We start from the raw sequence: 17,760 nt of genomic DNA, 5'->3' as shown, positions 1-17,760 counted from the left end.
GTGGTGAAATTATGAGCGATCATTCAAATACTCGCGTAGTTGTAGGTATGTCAGGTGGAGTTGATTCATCAGTAACTGCATTATTATTGAAACAACAAGGCTATGAAGTAGTTGGAATATTTATGAAAAACTGGGATGATACCGATGAATTTGGAGTGTGCACAGCAACGAAAGATTATGAAGACGTTGTACGTGTGTGTAATCAATTAGATATTCCTTACTACGCAGTTAATTTTGAAAAACAATACTGGGATAAAGTGTTTACGTACTTTCTAGACGAATATAAGTCAGGGCGCACACCAAACCCAGATGTGATGTGTAATAAAGAAATTAAGTTTAAAGCCTTTTTAGACCATGCCATGTCACTAGGTGCTGATTATTTAGCAACTGGTCACTATGCGCAAGTGGCTGAACGTGATGGGGAGCATGTCATGTTAAAAGGAATTGATGAAAATAAAGATCAAACTTATTTCTTGAACCAAATTCCTAAAGAAATTTTACCTAAAATTATGTTCCCATTAGGTGGCATGGATAAAAAGAAAGTCCGTGAAATTGCTAAAGAACACGATTTAGCCACTGCTACCAAAAAGGATAGTACCGGTATTTGCTTTATTGGAGAAAGAAACTTCAAAGAATTTTTAAGTGAATATTTACCTGCACAGCCCGGTGAAATGCAAACTCTAGATGGTGAAGTTAAAGGCAAACATGATGGTTTAATGTATTATACTATCGGTCAACGCCAAGGTTTAGGCATCGGTGGAGAAGGTGAACCGTGGTTTGTCGTTGGTAAGAATTTAGAAGATAACGTTCTTTATGTCGGTCAGGGATATAATCAGGATGCTCTACATGCTGACGGTTTAGAAGCGGTTGATGTCAATTGGTTAGTTGATCGTGAGTTTTCTGAACCATTTACTTGTAAGGCTAAATTCCGTTACCGTCAAGTAGAGTGTCCGGTGACTGTATATCCACATGAAGATGGTTCATATACAGTTCAATTTGATGAGGAGCAACGAGCAATTACACCAGGTCAAGCCGTTGTTTTTTATGAAGATGACGTTTGTTTAGGTGGAGGAACGATTGAACGTGTCTACAAAGATGAAAAGACAGTCAAACATTTAGCCTAATTTAGAAAAAGTCAGCACATCAACTTGTGGTGACTTTTTCTGATTTATTATTATTTTTGGGCTGCAGGCGGACGCTTTCCGCGGGAACAGCTTCAACTAAGGAACATCAATGAATAATCTCCATTGCACCTTTGCACCGAGGAAGCCAGCTTCGAAGCATTACTAGAAGACGCAGGTGCATCCTGCGTGATTTTCAGCTCGTGATGTTCCCGCGAAGACCTGGACGGTCAAGTGTCGATGTTGGCCACAAATGCTACTTGCTAAACACCTTTGCATTATTTTGCGCCGAGTAACCGCAGGCGCAGGACGTGGCCGTGTTTAATCGACCAGGAGTCGCCGCCTTTCGCTCCACATCCCATTATCCCATATTAAACAGTATATTTTTTGAAAGGAGTTTGGATCAGTTATGGATTTAATTAAACAAGGGTTGGATCTTATGAAAGATCAGAAACTTGATGAAGCAGCACAAAAATTTAATGATCATATTGAAGCAAACCCGGAAGACCCTATAGGCTATATTAACTTTGGTAACTTATTAATTCATATTAAAGAATATAATCGTGCCAAACGATTTTTTGAAAAAGCATTATCTTTAGATGAAACCTTACCAACAGCCCATTATGGTTTAGGAAATGTTCATTTTGAAGAAGAACAATATGCTGAAGCTACACAACATTTTCAAGAAGCTATGAAGCAAGGTTTAGATGAAGCAGATGTATACTTAATGCTTGGCATGTCATTAATGAACCAAGAAAAACCTAAACTAGCTCTACCTTATTTACAGCGAGCTAGTGAATTAAATGAAAAAGATATTGATATTCAATTCCAATACGGATTATCATTAGCATATGCTAATTTAATTGATGAAGCACATGAACAATTTCAGATAGTGCTGGAACTTGATGAGGAACATAGTGATGCACATTATAATATGGGTGTGACCTACTTGTATAAAAAGCAACCTCAAGAAGCCCTTACACATTTTAACCGTGCTTTAGAAATCCAGCCAGAACATTTATTGGCAGGTAATGCAAAACAACAAGTTGAGGAAGCATTAAATGAGTAATGATTGATTAAGGAGGCCGAATGTCAATGGCGGACCAAGGCTTTGTAAAAGCGACATTAAATCACATGATTTTTCACAAAGCAGAAGAACAATTTTCAATTGCTTCGGTCTCTGTGATTGAATCAAATGAAGAACTGGATGAAGATGAGTTAGTGGTAAAAGGACATTTTCCACCATTAACTTATGGTAATGATTATATTTTCTACGGAACAATGCAGAACCATCCTAAATTTGGTGAACAATATCAGGTTTTTACATACGAAAAAGAAATGCCTAAGACAGAAGAAAGTTTGGTTAAATATTTCGCCAGTGACCTCTTTTATGGTATTGGTTTAAAGACAGCCAAAAAAATCGTTGATACTTTAGGTATACAAGCAGTTGAGCATATTCTTAAGGATGAATCAGCCTTAGATCGTGTGCCAGGAGTAAAAGCAGAAACTAAAAAGCAACTGATCAGCGACCTTAGATTAAATCAAGGATTTGAGCAAGTAGCCGTAGAATTAGCTAAGTATGGTATAGGTTTACAGCTTGCCCAAAAAATATATGAGGTTTTTCAAGAGAAAACCATTCAACAGCTAAATGAGAATCCTTATGCCTTTGTATTTAAAATAGAAGGGTTTGGGTTTCAACGAGCAGATGAAATAGCTCAAGAGATGGGAATTGAAAAGGACCACCCTACGCGGATAGAAGCGGGTATTTTACATGTACTTGAACAAGAGTCAATGAATGGACATGTGTATCTTGAAGAAGAAGAATTACTTCATAATACGAACAAATTGCTTTATCAAAGGCAACAATTATTGTCTGTAGATATTTTACAAACCAGATTTAAATCTTTAGAAGAAGAAGATCTAATCGTAAAAGAACATTCAAGAATATATTTACCACATCTGTATTACTCAGAGGAAGGTATTGCATCACAAATTAAACGAATTATGGACGTTAATGAGAATGAAGGCTTTGAAGAAAGTGAATTACTAAAAATCATCGGTGAAATTGAAGAAAATGAAGGTTTTGCATATGGAGAAGAACAATATGATGCCATCAAAAAAGCTATGAATGAAAAGGTAATGCTTTTAACTGGTGGTCCAGGTACAGGAAAAACAACCGTTGTTAAAGGGATTATAAGTTGCTACGATGCGCTCGTAAGAACTAATAAAAAAGGGAAGCATGATGCGGATTATATTTTAGCCGCACCTACTGGGCGTGCTGCTAAGCGGTTATCTGAGGCGACAGGGTTAAAAGCAAAGACGATACATAGTTTACTCGGATGGTCGGGTGACGATACATTTGAATATGATTTAGGCAATCAACTTGAAGGAGAACTAATTATTATTGATGAGTTTTCAATGGTAGATGTTTGGTTAGCTAACTCTTTACTAAAAGCTATCCCATCATCAATGAAAGTTATTTTTGTTGGTGATGAAGATCAGTTACCTTCTGTTGGACCAGGACAGGTATTAGCAGATTTGTTAAAAGCTGAATGTGTACCCGTCAGCAATTTGTCTGAAATTTATCGACAAAAAGAAGACTCATTTATTGTACAGTTAGCTCACAGAATTAAGAATAATGAAGTTCAGAATTTACCTTTGGCTAAATCAGGTGATTTTAATTTTATTCAAAGTAATCAGGATTATACTTTACAAGTGGTAGAGCAAATCGTACAACGTGCTTTAAATAAAGGATATACCATGAAAGACATACAGGTTTTAGCGCCTATGTATAAAACTGATGTTGGTATACATCAATTAAATCGTACTTTGCAATCTATATTCAACCCGCCAAATGAGCAAAAAAGGCAAATTCAGCATTTTGACCATATCCTAAGAACAGGGGATAAAGTTATTCAGCTTGTTAACCAGCCTGAAAAGAATGTCTATAATGGAGATATTGGAGAGATTGTTGCAATAAAAAAGCCGAATGAAGCGGAAAGTAAAAAAGACGAGTTAATTATTGATTTTGACGGATTACAGGTATCTTATACTAAACAAGATTTTAATCAAATAATGCTCGCGTACGCCATTTCTATTCATAAGTCGCAGGGAAGCGAATTTCCTATAGTGGTCATTCCAGTTGTACGGGCCTTTAAGCGAATGTTAGTGAAAAAATTATTATATACTGCAATTACCAGGAGTAAGACCTCCTTGATTATTTGTGGAGATTACCAAGCCTTTGTAGAAGGTGTACAAAAAGAACATGCTTATGAACGCCAAACAACATTAGTTCGACGTCTACAAAGTATGTTCTCAGACCAAATGTTAAAGCAAGACGAAGAAAATAAGGAAGAAATTACGCCTTATGATTTTATGTGATTCAGCCAAACTATGACTGTCTTACACAATGTGTATAGGACAAAATCAATTGGAAAAACTGAGGGCAAGCAACGTAATAGTTGTCCAAACTTTAGAGAAATTTAGAAGGTGATTGTCCGATGAAGTGTCCAAATTGCCAAACTTCTGATATAGGAAGAATAGGCGAACAACAGTTTTACTGTTGGAATTGCTATATTGAAATGGCTTTTGTCGACGGAACCATGCACGTTCGTGAAATTAAAGAAGATGGATCCCTCTCTTCTCTAGATGATCTGTTTTTAGATGAAAACGGATAAATAAGGTTGGTGATTGGCGTTGAACAGAGTGTTTTCGAACAGCGCTAAAATGGGAATGGGTGCAGCTATGGGTTGGATGATGCGTAATAAAGCGTTTAGAAAGAGTCGAATGATGAAGAGATTCCGAAAAGTAAGTAAGAAAATTAAAAAGCAATATTTTTGATTGAAGCTGTGGCGTTGCTCCTTTACCGGTAAGGGGCAACGTTTACATAATTATTTGACAGATTACAAGTAGTTATCTATAATAACTGCAGATAAAATATCTGAAAACATTGATGGAACTGAGTAAATGACAGTCCACTTCTTAGAGAGGTATTTCATTAGCTGAGAGAAATACTAAGTGAAGGGTCATTGAAGCTATTCCGGAGTGTGGTAAAAGGCCACCGTCAACACTGCGTTATGGTGTATAACCGAGAGATAAGTTTAAGTACTTATAATTAGGGTGGTACCGCGAATCCATCGTCCCTACAAACTATTGTAGGGGCGATTTTTGTTTTTTGACTTTATGAATGAAATGAATTGCTTAAAAATGAGGAGGATAAATAATGAAACCTTTAAATTCTGCAGAAGTTAGACAAATGTTTTTAGACTTTTTTAAAGAAAAAGGGCATTCAGTTGAACCGAGTCGTTCCCTTGTACCACAAGACGACCCAACACTACTATGGATTAATAGTGGCGTTGCAACTTTAAAGAAATATTTTGATGGAAGAGTGATACCTGATAATCCAAGAATAGCGAATGCTCAAAAATCTATTCGTACAAATGATATTGAGAATGTAGGTTTTACAGCTCGTCACCATACATTCTTTGAAATGTTAGGTAATTTCTCAATTGGAGATTATTTTAAAGAAGAAGCGATTAAATGGGCTTGGGAGTTCCTGACAAGTAAAGACTGGGTAGGCTTTGATCCGGAAAAATTATCTGTTACAGTCCATCCAGAAGATGAAGAAGCTTTTGCTATTTGGAGGGACCAAGTAGGTATGCCTGTCGAAAGAATTATTAGAATTGAAGAGAATTTCTGGGATATCGGTGAAGGCCCGAGTGGACCAAATACAGAAATTTTTTATGACAGAGGAGAGAAATACGGTAACGATCCAAAAGACCCTGAACTGTACCCAGGAGGAGAAAACGAAAGATACTTAGAGATTTGGAACTTAGTATTTTCACAATTTAACCATAATCCTGATGATACTTACACACCATTACCGAAGAAAAACATTGATACAGGAATGGGACTGGAACGGATTCTTTCTGTTATTCAAGATACGCCAACTAACTTTGAGACAGATTTATTCATGCCAATCATTAAACAAACTGAAGAGGTTTCTGGCGAAAAATATGGATCTTCTAAAGAGAAAGACACTGCGTTTAAAGTTGTGGCTGACCACGTAAGAACTGTAGCGTTTGCGATTGGTGATGGCGCATTACCATCAAATGAAGGACGTGGTTATGTCCTGCGACGATTACTAAGACGTGCGGTTCGGTTCGCAAAAGAATTAAACATTAATGAACCATTTATGTACCGACTAGTCGATCAAGTCGCTGAGATTATGAATGACTTTTACATTGAAGTAGATGATAAAAAAGACTTTATTAAAAATGTTATTAAAACCGAAGAAGAACGTTTCCATGAGACTCTACAAGAAGGTTTAGCAATCTTAGAAAAAGTAATGAAACAAGAAAAGGACAAAGGCAGTCAGACCTTTCCAGGACACGAAGTCTTTACTTTATATGATACTTATGGATTCCCTAAAGAGTTAACAGAAGAATATATTCAAGCAGAAGGGTTTACTATCGATGAAGCAGGCTTTGAAGCAGAAATGAAAAAGCAGCGTGATCGCGCACGTGAAGCTAGACAAAAAGTAGATTCTATGCAAGTTCAAAGCGAAGTGCTACAAAACATTCATCATGAGAGTGAATTTGTCGGTTATGATCAATTGAATGTAGAATCAAACATTGAAGTTTTAGTGTTTGATCAACAAATGGTTGAAGAACTGAATGTTGGAGATACAGGTTACTTAATTCTTAAAGAAACACCTTTTTATGCAGAAAGTGGCGGACAGATAGCTGATAAAGGGTTAATTGAAACAGAAACTGGTCGTGCTCAAGTTATTGATGTTCAAAAAGCACCTAATGGGCAGAACTTACATCAAATAGAAGTGGAAGATGGATCTATTTATGTTCAACAACCTGTAAAAGCATCTGTATATCGTCAATTTAGAAAGCAAGTTATCAAAAACCATACTGCAACTCACTTATTACATCAGGCTCTAAAAGATGTATTAGGTGAACATGTTAATCAAGCCGGCTCATTGGTTGCTCCAGACCGCCTTCGTTTTGACTTTTCTCATTTTAGTGCGGTTAATCAAGAAGAGTTAAAGCAGATTGAAGAGATTGTAAATCAAAAAATCTGGAATTCAACAGAAGTAGATATTGCACATCGCTCTTTAGATGAAGCCAAACAAATGGGAGCAATGGCTTTGTTCGATGCGAAATATAGTGATGTAGTACGCGTTGTATCTATTGGTGATTATAGTATTGAATTATGTGGTGGTTGCCATGTTAATAACACTGCCGAAATTGGGTTATTTAAAATTGTAACTGAAGCAGGCATTGGTGCAGGCACACGAAGAATTGAAGCACGAACTGGTCAAGGAGCATATCAATTTTATGAACAACGTGAAAAGTTATTAGAAGAAGCAGCTAATTTGCTTAAAACTAAAACAGAACAAATCCCTAGTCGAATTGAATCTTTATTCAATGACATGAAGGAGCTAGAAAAAGAGAAAGAATCCTTAACAGCTAAAATTGCTAATTTCGAATCAGCAAACATTACAGATCAAGTTGAACAAATTGATGGGATTCCTTTATTAGCTGCTAAAGTTAATGTAAGTGACATGAATGCGCTAAGAGGTATGGTTGATGATTTGAAAAATAAACTTGGCTCTATCGTTATTTTACTTGCAATGGAGAAAGATGGTAAAGTACAATTAGCTTCTGGAGTGACAAAAGATTTAATCGACCAAGGACTACACGCAGGACAATTAATAAAAGAAGCAGCAACACGTTGTGGTGGTGGCGGTGGTGGCCGCCCTGACATGGCTCAAGCTGGAGGAAAACAACCGGAGAATATCGATCAAGCATTAGAAGCTGCAAAAGATTATGTTCAAACTGTTTTAACTTCTTCTTAATTACGTTTATAATAAAATTAGAAGTTAAACGAGGGGGTTTTGAGATGATGTCGAATGATCACACCATGAAATTTCAATTTAATGATGATTCACAAGAGCAAAAAGTAAACGAAATATTACATTCTGTCTATGGCTCTTTGGAAGAAAAGGGCTATAATCCAATCAACCAAATCGTTGGTTATTTATTATCTGGTGATCCTGCTTACATCCCTCGTCATAAAGATGCAAGACATTTAATTCGAAAAGTAGAAAGAGACGAGATCATCGAAGAGGTTGTTAAATATTATTTGAAATCGAATAAAGAGGCATAGAAATGAAAACATTAGGTTTAGATGTAGGTGAGAAAACGATTGGAGTCGCCATATCAGATGCATTAAATTTTACTGCTCAGGGTATAGAAACAATTAAGTGGGATGAGTCACAGTATGACACCGCTCTTCCCAGGCTAAAAGAAATTATTAAAGATAACGAAGTTACTAAAATTGTTGTAGGTCATCCTAAGAATATGAATGGTACAATCGGAGACCGTGCCATAGCTTCTGAAGAATTTGCCGATTATTTAAAAGGCTATCTTGAACTTCCAGTAGTTCTTTGGGATGAAAGATTAACAACAATGGCAGCTGAACGTGTTCTCCTTGAAGCTGATATGAGTCGGAAAAAAAGAAAAAAAGTCATTGATAAAATGGCTGCCGTCATGATTTTACAAAGTTATTTAGACTCCAACCAATAATATTAGGAGGTAATGAATTATGGATGAAAGAGAACGCATTATTATTCCAGATGAGAATGGTGAAGAACATTTATTTGATATTCTTTTCACATTTGATGTTGATGAAACAGAAAAATCTTATTTAGTTGCTGTTCCGGCCGATCAAGCAGAGGAAGAAGAGCAAGAAGTTTTTGCTTTTAGATATGAAGAAAGCGAAACGAATGATGATGATATTACCCTTTATCAAATTGATACCGAGCAAGAATGGGAAATGATTGAGGAAATGCTTGCCACATTTACAGAAGATGATGAAGAGTAATTTTTGAATAGAGAATGACCATTTTGGTTATTCTCTATCTTTTTTATATAGAAAAAAGATAGAAAAATATTATAAAATAATTTATAATATTACGGGTGGAAGGGGGAAAATTGGAATGTCTTCCAATGACCAATTTAACTTAAAAAAACAACGCATCAAAGAGGCTAGCACAGCTCGTAAAATTATAGTTACAATCTTAACTCTTATTATAATCACCATTGGTGTAGCAAGCTACCAGGCTTATACATATATTAGTGAGGGTTTAAGTCCGGCTGATCCAAATGATAATGAAATTATTGAGGTTGAAATTCCATTAGGTTCAGGAGTCAGTTCAATTGGACAACTGTTAGAAGAGAAAAATATTATAAATGATGCACGAATCTTTAAATATTATATAAAATTTAAAAACGAGACAGGGTTTCAAGCAGGTGAATATAAATTATCAAAGAGTATGACACTTGATGAAATTATTGAATCACTTAAGACAGGTAAAATTCTTGTTGATCCAATATTTAATGTAACAATCCCTGAAGGTACAACCATTGAACAAATCGCTGAAATTTACGGTAAAGAAACATCAATTGATGAAAAAGAATTTATAGAGAAAATGAATGATGATGAATATATTAGCTCATTAATCTCTCTATATCCCAACCTATTATCAGAAAACATATTAGCGGAAGATATTCGTTATCCATTAGAAGGGTATCTCTATCCTGCAACCTATCCTTTTTATGAGAAGAATCCAACAATTGAGCACGTTGTTGAAATGATGTTACAGGAAACAGCTGATCGCATTTTAACTTACAGACAAGATATGGTTAATCAAGAATTAAGTGTTCATGAGGCAATTACAATGGCTTCATTAATTGAAGAAGAAGCAGTTAGTGAAGAAGATCGTTATATGATAGCGGGGGTATTCTATAATCGAATTGAAGCTGGTATGCCTTTACAAACAGACCCAACAGTATTGTATGCACTAGGTGAGCACAAAGACCGAGTATTATATAAAGATTTAGAAGTAGAATCACCTTATAATACTTATATAAATCGTGGTTTACCAATCGGTCCTATAGCTAACTTCCGTGAAAATGCCATGAAAGCAGCTCTCTATCCAGAAGATCATGAATATTATTACTTTGTAGCAGGTTACGATGGAGAAGTTTATTATGCTGAAACAAATGCTGAGCATGAAGCTAACATTAGAGAACACCGACCACCACAGGACTAAGCAAAGATTATAAAAAAGGTTTTCTAAGCTTAAAAAGAAAAGACAGGGAATGCGTAAATCTCTCGCATTCTCCTGTTTTTTTATGATAAAATGATGAAGTTGTTTATACTTAAGTAAAATTTAACAGATGGAGCGCGAATTAAAGTGACTAATCACAATAAGCTATATATTCAGGAACTATATATGGGTAACAAATCCCTGCCTGTTATTGATATGATGGAGAAATATGCACAAGAACACCATATTCCCATCATGGAAAAAGACGGGATTGAACTATTGAAGCAATTGATTCGTTTACATCAACCCAAACAGATTTTAGAGGTTGGGACGGCAATAGGGTACTCTGCGATTCAAATGGCATTAACACTTCCAAACCTTCACATAACATCCATTGAGAAAGATGAGAATCGGTATAATGAAGCAATAAAGAATGTTGATGAAGCAGGATTAAGCCAGCGAATCAAACTCGTTTTAGCAGATGCTTCAGATTACCTTGAAGAGTTAGATGAATCATACGATTTTGTGTTTATTGATGCAGCTAAAGGGCAGTATCAACGTTATTTTGAGCAAATTCATCCTTGTTTAGTAACTGGTGGATTAATGGTTATTGACAATGTTTTATTTAAAGGTTATGTTTCTAAAGAAGTCCAAGATAAAGATCGTTTAGTTAAATTAGGTGAAAAAATAAACCGGTTTAACAAATGGTTAATTCAACATCAAGAATATGATACAACAATCCTTGAAACAGGTGATGGTGTAGCATTAGCATTAAAGAGGTGACAGAAAGCGTGATTAAGAATCAACCAATTATTATAGGGGTAGCAGGTGGAACAGGATCAGGAAAAACAACGGTAACACGTTCTATATGTGAACATTTTAAAAATACATCTGTTCTTATGATGGAACAAGATTTTTATTATAAAGATCAATCTCATATGCCATTTGAAGAACGATTAAATACAAACTATGATCATCCATTGGCATTTGATAATGAGCTTTTAGTAGAACATTTAAACCAACTTAAGAATTGGGAATCAATTGATAAGCCTGTATATAATTATGAAATGCACACTCGTTCAGATGAAACTATTACAGTCGATCCAAAAGAAGTTATAATTTTAGAAGGAATTTTGGTCCTAGAAGACGAAAGATTAAGAAATATGATGGACATTAAAGTATTCGTGGACACAGATGCTGATATTCGTATTATTAGACGACTAATGAGAGATATTAATGAACGAGGTCGTTCCATAGAGTCGGTTATTAATCAATACATTAACGTTGTTCGTCCAATGCATTTGCAGTTTGTTGAACCAGCGAAGCGTTATGCAGATGTTATCATACCTGAAGGTGGACAAAATCATGTCGCTATTGATTTATTGACAACAAAGATTGAAAGCATTATAAATAAGAATTAATCATAAATATTACTCAAAATGAACTAATTCTCGTAAATATTCAAAGGAGTGTAGGAACTATGGCTGAAGAGAAAAGCTTTTATATGACGGAAGAAGGTAAAGCAAAACTAGAGCAAGAATTAGATGAGTTAAAAACTGTGAGACGACCTGAAGTCGTTGAACGAATTAAAGTTGCACGAAGCTTTGGAGATTTATCCGAAAACTCTGAGTATGATGCTGCAAAAGATGAACAAGCATTCGTTGAAGCGCGAGTTGCTCAAGTTGAAAATATGATTCGTAACGCTGTAATCATTGAAAATGATGATGAAAATTCAGATGTAGTTCAATTGGGTAAATCGGTTAAGTTCATTGAATTGCCTGATGGTGATGAAGAGGAATATCAAATTGTAGGTAGTGCTGAATCTGACCCATTTGAAGGACGTATTTCAAATGATTCACCAATGGCTCAAAGCTTACTTGGTAAGAAGATTGGAGACCAAGTAACAGTTCAAACACCAGGTGGAGAAATCGACGTAAAAATTGTTGAAGTATTTTAATTAACTCCAAAATCTTGTCCTACACTAAGTGGTGTAGGACATACTATTATACTACCGTATAAGCAAAGGGGTGCAGGATAAATGTCTTATGACTCAGTAGGATCTAGATCCAATCGTTATGAAAAGAGAAGAAAGAATACAAAACTCATTAATATCCTAATCGTTCTAGCTATTTTATTATTTGCATTTTTAATTGGGATGATATTTTTCGATTCGGATGATAGTGAAGAGCAAACACAAGATGGACAGACTAATGAAGATAATATTCCTGATCAATATGAAGAGTCTGATTCTGAAGAAGATACCGAAAACGAAAATACTGAAGATGACACAACTGACGAATCAACTAATCAGACAGATGAAAACAACAATGAAGAAAATGACGAAGAGCAAAACAATAATGAAAATGATGAACAAACACAAAGTAATGATGAGGACGTAAAAGAAACCATTAGTGGAGATTGGGCACCTTACCCAACTGAACAAGATGAGCCTCATACAATCAATTTCAATGATGGTTCTCAAGACCGTCAAGAGATGGAGTCAGCTATTGCTGAAGCTATAAATATACCTCGTGATCAACTCATTTATTGGTGGTTAGAAAGTGGTGGCGTTCCAGACCGTGTAACAGGATATGTAGAGGACCGTTCTGGCGGTGAGTATTACCGAGTCTATTTACAATGGATTGAGAACGAAGGTTGGCAACCACAAAAAGCTGAAGTTTTACATGAAAACTTAGGTAAACAAAAACTAGAATCAAATTAAGGCAACATGAGTTTAAGTGAGGGTTATAAATGAAAATAGGAATCATTGGAGCAATGGAACAGGAGCTAGAATGGCTACTGTCCGAAGTAGACATAACAAATGAAAAGACTGTAGCAAATTGTAAGTTCTATGAAGGAAAAATGGCTGAAAAAGACGTAGTTGTTCTGCAATCAGGGATTGGTAAGGTAAATGCAGCTTTATCAACGACTATTCTTCATGAACAGTTTAAACCGGATTATGTGATTAATACTGGTTCTGCAGGTGGAACAGATCCATCGCTAAATGTAGGCGATATTGTAATTGGTAGAGCGATTTTACACCATGATGCTGATGCTACAGCATTTGGTTATGATTATGGACAAATTCCTCAAATGCCAAAAATATATGAATCAAATGAACGCTTGGCTGACCAAGCCACAAAGGTAATTGAAAGTGTTGATTCGGCCATTCAAGTAGTCGAAGGAATGATAGGTACAGGAGATTCTTTCATGTCAGATGAACAACGAGTAATGACTGTTGTTGAGCAAATTCCTGAAGTAAAAGCACTGGAAATGGAAGCTGCTGCTATAGCTCAAGTTTGTTATCAATATCAAACACCTTTTCTAATAATTCGTTCTTTATCTGATATAGCAGGAAAAGAATCGAATGTATCTTTTGAACAATATTTAAATCAGGCAGCCAAAAATAGCGCTGGCTTAATTGTTAATATGCTTAAGTCAATGTAAAAGAAAAAGCAACTTATACTTTTAAAGTATAAGTTGCTTTATTTATAGTAGTAGAGATAATATCCACCAAAAATTAATAGAAGAAGAAGACTAACTATTAATAAGCTATAGGCAAATGAATTTGGTTGGTAAGAATAATTAGGGTAAGGAGCGTCATAGGGTCCATATGCATAGGGTGGGTACTTATACATTAGATTCACTCCATTTCTTTAGTTATATATACAATATATGCGTATATAACAAAAATGGATAGATACTAGCCTAAATATAAATAATTATATAGGTTCTTTATGAATCATTATTTTGAGAATGTTGTTCCTCTCTATAAAATGCATGAAACATCTTCATTAAAGCTCTTTTTTCAATTCTTGATACATAACTTCTTGATATCTTTAGTTCTTTAGCTATTTCTCTTTGTGTTAACTCATCTTGTGCATTTAAACCATAACGCTTAACAATCACTTCTTTTTCTCTTTCATCTAATAAATTAATGTATTTAAATACTTTTGCGATTTCCATTGATGTTTGTATCTTTTCTACCAGGTCAGGCTGATCTGATTTTAAGATATCAATTAAGCTAATTTCGTTTCCTTCTTTATCTTGCCCAATGGGATCATGCAGAGACATATCTTTGTTACTCTTTTTAGAAGTTCTTAAGTACATTAAAATCTCATTATCTATACACCTTGCGACATAAGTGGCCAATTTTGTTCCGCGATTGCTCGAGAAGCTTTCTACACCTTTGATTAACCCAATTGTTCCTATCGAAATGAGGTCTTCCTGGTCTTCTTTATTGTTTTCATATTTTTTTGCAATATGGGCCACTAGACGTAGGTTATGTTCAATTAATTTATTCCTGGCTTCTGTATCCCCATTTTCCCATCTTTTTAAATATTCTTCTTCTTCATCTTTACTTAAAGGTTGTGGGAATGCATTGCCTTTTACATATGAAGCAAAGAAGTAAAGGTTCTCAAAAAGCACCGTTAGTATTTTAAAAATCGTGTACATCGCACCAACCCCACGTCTAAGATTTATAGGTATTAGCCTATAATAAAATGTATGAGGCAGATTGAATTTAGTGCACGTACACATACAAAAAGTCAGTTCAAAATAAATGAACTGACTTAAGTTTTAAGCATTATTCTTTTTTTGATCGTTTTTTAACTCATCTCTAATACTATGTTTCCATAGCCTGACTCCAGTTTGGTGAGCAGCTCGAGAAATCATATGACCTGTCACTGGAGCAGTAATAAGGATAAATATAATTCCTAAAATTAATTTACCACTTATAATCCCATTTTCAACGTATAAAAATACAAACGCTCCTAATAATACACCTGCTACACCTAGTGTCGCAGCCTTTGTTGCTGCATGTAATCGTGTATAAATATCAGGAAATCTTAAGATTCCAATCGAACCAGAGATTACAAAAAAGGTGCCCAATAATAATAGTAAACTAATGATTATTTCAATCAATAATAACACCCTTTTCTATGAATTTCGCAATAGCGATTGTTCCAATAAATAATAAAATACCTATTAACAAAACTACATCATTTAATTTATCTGTAACTAATTGAATGCTCACAAGTCCTGTAAGTGCCATCATATTAACACCTATTGTATCAATAGCAACTGCACGATCTGCATTAGAAGGGCCTTTAAATGCTCTGATGACTAATAATAGTATAGAAATGGCTAAAGTAATGTAACAAACAATTATAACAACGCTTAACAATTGACTACCAAATTCCTCTAGCATTATCGTGTCACCTCCATGATGGCCTTTTCAAACGAATTTTTAATATCATTAATTTCTTCTTCAACATCAGGTAAATCCATAGCATGAATATAAATGGTTGAATAATCATGTGATACAGCAACCGACAATGTACCTGGAGTCAAAGAAATCAAGTTTGCAAGCAAGGTAATTTCCCAATTACTTTTAAGCTCAGTAGGTAAAGCAAATATGCCTGGCTCAACATCTAATTTAGGTTTATAAACTAATATTACAATATTCCAAGTTGATAAGATTAACTCTTTAATAAAGAGTAGAATTAAACTGACGACTTTCCAGACTCGAAATAAGTAATATGCGTCAGGTACAAACCTTCTTAGGAAAAATAAGAGGGCCATACCGATTAGATAGCCTGTGAAGAATGTTAGAAAGTCATAAGACTCTTTTAAAAACATCCACATTAGTGCGATTAATATATTGAGAATAATTTGTAATGTCATTGATTATTACCCCTTTAAAACAGAAGAGATGTATTCTGTACGATCTAATAAATAGCCAGAAATAGTTTCAATATACGGCAGTACTAGTTCAGCACCTACTCCTAAAAATATGGATACTGACAGTAAAAATATAGCTGGTATAGTTAGAGCATGCACTTTTCTATTATCACTCGTCATACCTTCCATTTTTTCGCCCCAAAAGCCGCGAATAAATATACGGATCATAGATAGCAATATTAATAAGCTTGATACTAACGCAACGAGTGTTAACAGAAAGTATCCTTCACTTAAAGCCCCTCTTAGTAATAATAATTTACCGATAAAACCACTAAAAGGAGGGATCCCTGTAAGTACAAGTGTACCTAAGAAAAATAACCAACCCAATAATGGGAATCGTTGAATAACACCACTCATTTTTGATAAATCTTTTGTACCTGCTGCAACCACTAAGGCCCCTACTAAGAAAAATAAAGCGGCTTTAACTACCATGTCGTGCATTAAGTAATAAATTGAACCTGTTAGACCATCTTCAGAATACAATCCAATTCCCATTAAAATAAAACCTATAGCGGGAATAATATTATAAGTAATAATTAACTTAACGTTATTAGTAGATAACGCACCAATGACTCCGAATAACATGGTGAACATAGCCAACCATATAAATAATTGATCGTGAGTAAAGGATGTATCATGAACAAATATTAACGTGTAGATACGAAAAATCGAATAAATTCCCACTTTAGTTAATAATGCTCCAAATAATGCTGAGACGACAGGGTTAGGAACTACATAAGAATTCGGTAACCAATAATAAAGTGGAAAGATAGCAGCTTTGACTGCAAATACAAAGAATAATAGAACACCAATAGCTGTTATAATTCCTTGTTGTTCAGCTGGTACTGCTTCAACCCGTTCAGCAATATGCGCCATATTTACTGTGCCTACTATTGAATAGACAAATGCTACTGTCGTTACAAATAACATAGACGAGAATAAATTTATTAGTACGTATTTTAATGATTCACGTAACTGTACTTTACCGTTTCCTAAGATAATTAATCCGTACGAAGCCATTAAAAGGACTTCAAAAAACACAAATAAGTTAAATAAGTCACCTGTTAAAAATGCACCTGATACTCCTGAAATGAGTAAGAAGAAAAATGTATAGAAATAAAATTTTTCTTGTTGATTAGATAAGGAATGTGGTGCATAAAAAACAGCTGCAGCAGCAATAACGTATGTGGTTAATACAAGAATAATTGAAAGATAGTCTGCTACAAAACTTATTCCATAAGGTGCTTTCCATCCACCACCTTGAAGAACGATTACACCATTTGAAAATACTTCCCATGTAATATACCCAACGATGATGAGAAATAGAATACTTAAGGTCTGAGAAATTTTTCGGACCATATTCAGTTTACCCGGAATAAAAGCTACGATTACACTTGCTAGTAATGGTAGGATGATTGGTAGTATAGCTAAATTATTCATTATTCAGAACCTCGCAATTTCTCCATATTATCAGTGTTATTTAACTTGTAAGCTCTATAGGCAAGGACAAGCAAGAAACTAGTTACCCCAAAACTAATTACGATAGATGTTAAAATTAATGCTTGAGGTAAAGGGTCTGCATAGTCTGAAACGCCATGTGCTTCTACAGGAGGCGCTCCACGCTTCAATTTTCCCATAGTCAAAATGAACAGGTGTGCACCATGTGAGATCAGGGCTGTTCCAATAATAATTCGTAATAACTGTTTCTGTAGCAAATTATATACACCTGTAGCAAATAATATTGCTGCTAAGACAATCATTATAATTTCCATT

21 protein-coding genes and 1 other annotated feature are annotated in these 17,760 nt (G+C 35.0%); of the genes, 15 read left to right on the top strand and 6 right to left on the bottom strand.

The genetic code is table 11. From position 1 onward, the window contains the following. The first annotated feature begins 11 nt into the window (after nt 1–11). From mnmA to E3U55_RS00390, 15 genes are all read left to right on the top strand, one after another. Nucleotides 12–1,124, top strand: a complete 1,113-nt coding sequence (mnmA, locus tag E3U55_RS00450) for a tRNA 2-thiouridine(34) synthase MnmA (RefSeq protein WP_134338357.1) — start codon at nt 12–14, stop codon at nt 1,122–1,124. Nucleotides 1,125–1,530: 406 nt separating this feature from the next. Continuing rightward, a complete protein-coding gene (locus tag E3U55_RS00445) occupies nt 1,531–2,190 on the top strand; it encodes a tetratricopeptide repeat protein (protein ID WP_134338356.1) in 660 nt (219 codons plus the stop codon). Nucleotides 2,191–2,216: 26 nt separating this feature from the next. Then, on the top strand, nt 2,217–4,502 hold the full coding sequence (recD2, locus tag E3U55_RS00440; RefSeq protein WP_134338355.1) for an SF1B family DNA helicase RecD2: 2,286 nt from the start codon (nt 2,217–2,219) through the stop codon (nt 4,500–4,502). A gap of 119 nt (nt 4,503–4,621) precedes the next feature. Beyond that, entirely contained in the window at nt 4,622–4,798 is a 177-nt protein-coding gene (locus E3U55_RS17510; protein WP_194840775.1) for a hypothetical protein, read from the top strand. 19 nt (nt 4,799–4,817) lie between these two features. Continuing rightward, entirely contained in the window at nt 4,818–4,961 is a 144-nt protein-coding gene (locus E3U55_RS17225) for a hypothetical protein (RefSeq protein WP_153801881.1), read from the top strand. 100 nt (nt 4,962–5,061) lie between these two features. Next, nucleotides 5,062–5,268, top strand: a binding site (T-box leader). Nucleotides 5,269–5,343: 75 nt separating this feature from the next. Further along, nucleotides 5,344–7,989, top strand: a complete 2,646-nt coding sequence (gene alaS, locus E3U55_RS00435) for an alanine--tRNA ligase (protein ID WP_134338354.1) — start codon at nt 5,344–5,346, stop codon at nt 7,987–7,989. A gap of 44 nt (nt 7,990–8,033) precedes the next feature. Then, nucleotides 8,034–8,300 (top strand): IreB family regulatory phosphoprotein, encoded by a 267-nt coding sequence (locus E3U55_RS00430; RefSeq protein WP_134338353.1) that lies wholly within the window; start codon nt 8,034–8,036, stop codon nt 8,298–8,300. A 2-nt stretch (nt 8,301–8,302) separates the two neighbouring features. Continuing rightward, nucleotides 8,303–8,719 (top strand): Holliday junction resolvase RuvX, encoded by a 417-nt coding sequence (gene ruvX, locus E3U55_RS00425; protein ID WP_134338352.1) that lies wholly within the window; start codon nt 8,303–8,305, stop codon nt 8,717–8,719. A gap of 19 nt (nt 8,720–8,738) precedes the next feature. Then, nucleotides 8,739–9,017: a DUF1292 domain-containing protein gene (locus E3U55_RS00420; RefSeq protein WP_134338351.1), complete on the top strand. Its 279-nt coding sequence runs from the start codon at nt 8,739–8,741 to the stop codon at nt 9,015–9,017. A gap of 115 nt (nt 9,018–9,132) precedes the next feature. Then, nucleotides 9,133–10,248 (top strand): endolytic transglycosylase MltG, encoded by a 1,116-nt coding sequence (mltG, locus tag E3U55_RS00415; protein WP_134338350.1) that lies wholly within the window; start codon nt 9,133–9,135, stop codon nt 10,246–10,248. A 144-nt stretch (nt 10,249–10,392) separates the two neighbouring features. Further along, nucleotides 10,393–11,028: an O-methyltransferase gene (locus tag E3U55_RS00410; protein ID WP_134338349.1), complete on the top strand. Its 636-nt coding sequence runs from the start codon at nt 10,393–10,395 to the stop codon at nt 11,026–11,028. A gap of 11 nt (nt 11,029–11,039) precedes the next feature. After that, a complete protein-coding gene (gene udk / locus E3U55_RS00405; protein ID WP_134338584.1) occupies nt 11,040–11,666 on the top strand; it encodes a uridine kinase in 627 nt (208 codons plus the stop codon). Between the two features lie 59 nt (nt 11,667–11,725). Then, nucleotides 11,726–12,202 (top strand): transcription elongation factor GreA, encoded by a 477-nt coding sequence (gene greA, locus E3U55_RS00400; RefSeq protein WP_134338348.1) that lies wholly within the window; start codon nt 11,726–11,728, stop codon nt 12,200–12,202. Between the two features lie 81 nt (nt 12,203–12,283). Continuing rightward, nucleotides 12,284–12,967, top strand: a complete 684-nt coding sequence (locus E3U55_RS00395) for a DUF1510 family protein (RefSeq protein ID WP_134338347.1) — start codon at nt 12,284–12,286, stop codon at nt 12,965–12,967. Nucleotides 12,968–12,996: 29 nt separating this feature from the next. Beyond that, the gene (locus E3U55_RS00390) at nt 12,997–13,692 is read left to right on the top strand and encodes a 5'-methylthioadenosine/adenosylhomocysteine nucleosidase (protein ID WP_134338346.1); all 696 of its coding nucleotides are present in this window, start codon (nt 12,997–12,999) and stop codon (nt 13,690–13,692) included. Between the two features lie 288 nt (nt 13,693–13,980). Here the strand turns inward: E3U55_RS00390 and sigK are convergent, their stop codons facing one another. From sigK to E3U55_RS00360, 6 genes are all read right to left on the bottom strand, one after another. Continuing rightward, nucleotides 13,981–14,700, bottom strand: coding sequence for an RNA polymerase sporulation sigma factor SigK (sigK, locus tag E3U55_RS00385; RefSeq protein WP_134338345.1), 720 nt, complete (start codon nt 14,698–14,700; stop codon nt 13,981–13,983). 123 nt (nt 14,701–14,823) lie between these two features. Next, nucleotides 14,824–15,168 carry a monovalent cation/H(+) antiporter subunit G gene (gene mnhG, locus E3U55_RS00380; RefSeq protein WP_134338344.1) on the bottom strand — a complete coding sequence of 115 codons (345 nt, stop codon included), beginning with the start codon at nt 15,166–15,168 and terminating at the stop codon, nt 14,824–14,826. After that, nucleotides 15,161–15,454: a monovalent cation/H+ antiporter complex subunit F gene (locus E3U55_RS00375; protein WP_134338343.1), complete on the bottom strand. Its 294-nt coding sequence runs from the start codon at nt 15,452–15,454 to the stop codon at nt 15,161–15,163. Before E3U55_RS00375 ends, mnhG begins: the two co-directional genes overlap by 8 nt. Then, the gene (locus E3U55_RS00370; RefSeq protein WP_134338342.1) at nt 15,454–15,930 is read right to left on the bottom strand and encodes a Na+/H+ antiporter subunit E; all 477 of its coding nucleotides are present in this window, start codon (nt 15,928–15,930) and stop codon (nt 15,454–15,456) included. The genes E3U55_RS00375 and E3U55_RS00370 overlap by 1 nt, the downstream gene beginning before the upstream one ends. 6 nt (nt 15,931–15,936) lie before the next feature. Then, a complete protein-coding gene (locus E3U55_RS00365; RefSeq protein WP_134338341.1) occupies nt 15,937–17,427 on the bottom strand; it encodes a Na+/H+ antiporter subunit D in 1,491 nt (496 codons plus the stop codon). After that, on the bottom strand, nt 17,427–17,759 hold the full coding sequence (locus tag E3U55_RS00360) for a Na(+)/H(+) antiporter subunit C (protein WP_134338340.1): 333 nt from the start codon (nt 17,757–17,759) through the stop codon (nt 17,427–17,429). Before E3U55_RS00360 ends, E3U55_RS00365 begins: the two co-directional genes overlap by 1 nt. Nucleotide 17,760: the final 1 nt, after the last annotated feature.

This window comes from Filobacillus milosensis (assembly GCF_004402015.1).
GTDB classification, from domain to species: Bacteria; Bacillota; Bacilli; order Bacillales; family Alkalibacillaceae; genus Filobacillus; species Filobacillus milosensis.
The sequence above is the reverse complement of the archived record's forward strand: the minus strand, read 5'-3'. Positions and strand labels throughout refer to the sequence as shown.

Coding starts and splice junctions, on each gene's coding strand:
- mnmA (WP_134338357.1), top strand. CDS start 12: ATGAGCGATCATTCAAATACTCGCGTAGTTGTAGGTATGTCAGGTGGA.
- E3U55_RS00445 (WP_134338356.1), top strand. CDS start 1,531: ATGGATTTAATTAAACAAGGGTTGGATCTTATGAAAGATCAGAAACTT.
- recD2 (WP_134338355.1), top strand. CDS start 2,217: ATGGCGGACCAAGGCTTTGTAAAAGCGACATTAAATCACATGATTTTT.
- E3U55_RS17510 (WP_194840775.1), top strand. CDS start 4,622: ATGAAGTGTCCAAATTGCCAAACTTCTGATATAGGAAGAATAGGCGAA.
- alaS (WP_134338354.1), top strand. CDS start 5,344: ATGAAACCTTTAAATTCTGCAGAAGTTAGACAAATGTTTTTAGACTTT.
- E3U55_RS00430 (WP_134338353.1), top strand. CDS start 8,034: ATGATGTCGAATGATCACACCATGAAATTTCAATTTAATGATGATTCA.
- ruvX (WP_134338352.1), top strand. CDS start 8,303: ATGAAAACATTAGGTTTAGATGTAGGTGAGAAAACGATTGGAGTCGCC.
- E3U55_RS00420 (WP_134338351.1), top strand. CDS start 8,739: ATGGATGAAAGAGAACGCATTATTATTCCAGATGAGAATGGTGAAGAA.
- mltG (WP_134338350.1), top strand. CDS start 9,133: ATGTCTTCCAATGACCAATTTAACTTAAAAAAACAACGCATCAAAGAG.
- greA (WP_134338348.1), top strand. CDS start 11,726: ATGGCTGAAGAGAAAAGCTTTTATATGACGGAAGAAGGTAAAGCAAAA.
- E3U55_RS00395 (WP_134338347.1), top strand. CDS start 12,284: ATGTCTTATGACTCAGTAGGATCTAGATCCAATCGTTATGAAAAGAGA.
- E3U55_RS00390 (WP_134338346.1), top strand. CDS start 12,997: ATGAAAATAGGAATCATTGGAGCAATGGAACAGGAGCTAGAATGGCTA.
- sigK (WP_134338345.1), bottom strand. CDS start 14,700: ATGTACACGATTTTTAAAATACTAACGGTGCTTTTTGAGAACCTTTAC.
- E3U55_RS00375 (WP_134338343.1), bottom strand. CDS start 15,454: ATGCTAGAGGAATTTGGTAGTCAATTGTTAAGCGTTGTTATAATTGTT.
- E3U55_RS00370 (WP_134338342.1), bottom strand. CDS start 15,930: ATGACATTACAAATTATTCTCAATATATTAATCGCACTAATGTGGATG.
- E3U55_RS00365 (WP_134338341.1), bottom strand. CDS start 17,427: ATGAATAATTTAGCTATACTACCAATCATCCTACCATTACTAGCAAGT.
- E3U55_RS00360 (WP_134338340.1), bottom strand. CDS start 17,759: ATGGAAATTATAATGATTGTCTTAGCAGCAATATTATTTGCTACAGGT.